Genomic DNA, 521 nt, shown 5'->3' with positions numbered 1-521 from the left:
ATAGTATCTACATTTTTTATTGTATATGTAACTTGCTAATAATTATTTTTGTTTATATAATTTTTCATATTAGTATAAAATATACTTCTATAGTTATATACTAAATTATATTATAATTTGAAAGGAGAGTAGAATATGAAGAAAATATCATTATTTATTGTAGTCAATGCTATATCTTTATACTTAGTATCACACTTAATGGATAGTATGTATATAAGTTCTCTTAAATCATTATTAATATTGACATTAATATTTGGATTACTTAACCTAACAGTTAAGCCATTAATACAATTTTTCTCACTTCCTATAACTTTTTTAACTTTAGGATTATTTTCTTTAGTTATAAATGCAGTTGTTTTAAAGTTAGCATTTACAATAGTTCCTGGAGTTAATTTATATGGTTTTATAAGCGCTATTGGAGCCTCTATACTATTATCAATAGCTAATACTATACTTTATAATATACTAGACTAAATATAATCATATATTCATAATAAAAAGCTACTAAAAATTAGTAGCTT

Annotated in this window: 1 protein-coding gene; it reads left to right on the top strand. The window is 21.1% G+C overall.

The window, feature by feature from the left end; genetic code table 11:
* The first annotated feature begins 135 nt into the window (after nucleotides 1-135).
* Complete coding sequence (locus BN899_RS06335; protein WP_042273874.1) at nucleotides 136-474, top strand: phage holin family protein; 339 nt, start codon at nucleotides 136-138, stop codon at nucleotides 472-474.
* Nucleotides 475-521: the final 47 nt, after the last annotated feature.

The sequence above is a fragment of the Faecalimicrobium dakarense genome (assembly GCF_000499525.1).
GTDB classification, from domain to species: Bacteria; Bacillota; Clostridia; order Peptostreptococcales; family Peptostreptococcaceae; genus Faecalimicrobium; species Faecalimicrobium dakarense.
Note: the sequence above shows the minus strand (reverse complement) of the source record. Positions and strands in the feature narration are given on the sequence as shown.

What these genes read in the sequence shown, in the direction of transcription:
- BN899_RS06335 (WP_042273874.1), top strand. Translation starts at nt 136, where the DNA reads ATGAAGAAAATATCATTATTTATTGTAGTCAATGCTATATCTTTATAC.